The sequence below is a fragment of the uncultured Campylobacter sp. genome (assembly GCF_938018145.1).
Taxonomy (GTDB): Bacteria; Campylobacterota; Campylobacteria; order Campylobacterales; family Campylobacteraceae; genus Campylobacter_A.
Genome location: NZ_CALIII010000326.1, coordinates 1 through 1934 on the forward strand (window position 1 = coordinate 1; position 1934 = coordinate 1934).

The 1934-nt window shown below is 41.5% G+C and carries 3 protein-coding genes; all 3 read right to left on the reverse strand.

The window, feature by feature from the left end:
* Positions 1–911 precede the first annotated feature (911 nt).
* Positions 912–1322 (reverse strand): ATP-binding cassette domain-containing protein, encoded by a 411-nt coding sequence (locus tag Q0338_RS07580; protein WP_298086222.1) that lies wholly within the window; start codon positions 1320–1322, stop codon positions 912–914.
* Between the two features lie 12 nt (positions 1323–1334).
* The gene (locus Q0338_RS07585; RefSeq protein WP_298086223.1) at positions 1335–1796 is read right to left on the reverse strand and encodes a hypothetical protein; all 462 of its coding nucleotides are present in this window, start codon (positions 1794–1796) and stop codon (positions 1335–1337) included.
* A partial coding sequence (locus Q0338_RS07590) for a hypothetical protein (protein ID WP_298086224.1) occupies positions 1753–1934 on the reverse strand: 182 nt, incomplete at its 5' end. The genes Q0338_RS07585 and Q0338_RS07590, both read right to left, overlap by 44 nt.

Below are 1934 nucleotides of genomic sequence, written 5' to 3' on the forward strand. Positions count from 1 at the left end.
GTTAAGGTTTTATCAAATACGCTTTTGTTTTTCATGACGAGATTATAGAAAAAATTCGGTAAAATTTACGACAAACGATCTAGGCCGTATCGCCCTCAAATTTAAACCCTCCACCTAGCCAGCAGCCTTCTTTTATCTTCGACGTTTAAGCTTATAAAATCAATCCCAAAAAGCTTCGTCAAATTTTCGCCTATAAACTCTATAGTAAAAGTTAAAAGAAAAAATACTTTATGAATGTTTGTGGCTATTGCATAAAATATTTTTGTTTACTATTGTAGTTACGCAAGAACTAAATTTAAAGCATCATTTTAGTTTGATGAAGGCAAAATAAGTTTTTACTTCCATAGCATAATTCAATGCTACGCCTAGCATAAAGCAATCTACTAAAAAATAAGTTTTAGCTCCTATGGTGCTAAAACTTACTTAGCACCATCGTTTCACGATAGTGCTGTAAGGTCTTAGCCAGACAAGCAAATAGCCTAGCGGCTATTATAAAAATCAGCTTAATTTAAGAAAAAATTAAACGGCTGATTTTTATAGTAATCGGTATAATAATATTAAATCAAAAATAGCCTATTTATTTTTAGTTTAATATTATTGTTATGTTTGGTGCATAAATCATGAATGGAAAATGTGATAGTTTTATTGATTAATAAGTAAGGAAGCAAATAAAGTTTTTAACAAATTACGCTTAAAAACTCAGTCGGCACGTTTGCCCAGTAGATAGATAACCCCTTTATATCATTTTACGTATTGTCATCTGTACTAAACGAGATCCAAGTGTTCGCAAATTTCATCTATCTTACTCATTGTATCCCCTTTATTTTTGGAATTTTAATGAAAATTTGTAAAATAGTAAGCTGCAAATACCTGTTACCTCGGTTTTTGTAAACATATACAAAGTTATATTTTCACTTGTCAGAGCCGATACCTATAACCTTGTCAAAAATAAATTTAAGCTCCTCTTGGTGCGTGATAGCTAGTACGCCAAGGTGCGGAAAATCGCGCTTTAGGGCGGTTAAAAGCTCTTTTGCCAGCGCGCTATCAAGCGCCGAGGTCGCCTCGCCAAGCAGTAAAAATGCAGGCTGTGCAAAATAAACCCTAGCAAATGCAAGCCTTTGCGCTTCGCCGCCGCTTAAAATCTTGCCCCAGTCTTTAACTTCGTCTAGTTCGCGGATAAATTTCTCTAGCCGCACTCGTCGTAAAACCCCCTCAAAATCGGCATCGGCGCCTTGCAAATCGCTAGGATACGCGATAAGCCGCCTTAGACTCATGCGCGCTAAAAACGGCTTTTGCGGCACGACCATCGTCCCGCACGGCAAGCAAACATCGCCCTAGCCGTGATCCCAGATGCCGGCGATATACCTAAATACGCTGCTTTTGCCCGTTCCGCTAGCTCCGCGTAGCAGCACCCATTCGCCGCTTTTTACGCTTAAATTTAGCCCGCAAACCAACCTTTCGCCGCTCGGGGTAAAAATTTGTAAATTTTTACACCTCAGCTCGTTTGCTTCGGCGTTTTCGTCAAATTTAACGCTCTCAAATTTATCCTGCGCCAAATTTGCCGCCGTTACCTGGATGGACTCGTTCACTCCGTCAAGGTTGCTGTTTTGTCCGCCAAATTTAGCGCCAAATTTGATCTTAGAGTCCGCCGCCTGCGCGATATCGATGAATTTATACACGCGCTCCACGCTCGCAGCCCACTCCATGATCTGCTTATAATAGTCCATAAACCACGCAAAGCCGTCCTGCACGCTATAAAACGCCGAGCGCGCCCGCATCATATCGCCAAAGCTCATCGCCGGGGCGTTTGCGGACGAGATTTACCGTGCCGCCGGGTTCGCCATTACTCTGCGTAAGTCCCGCTACGCCGCGTAGCACTTCGACGCGGTCGTAAAACTCAAGATCCGTAAATTCTTTTGAAAACCCAAGCGTAC

Excerpts from the sequence above, each read along its gene's own strand:
- Q0338_RS07585 (WP_298086223.1), bottom strand. The coding sequence starts at position 1,796 with ATGAGCTTTGGCGATATGATGCGGGCGCGCTCGGCGTTTTATAGCGTG.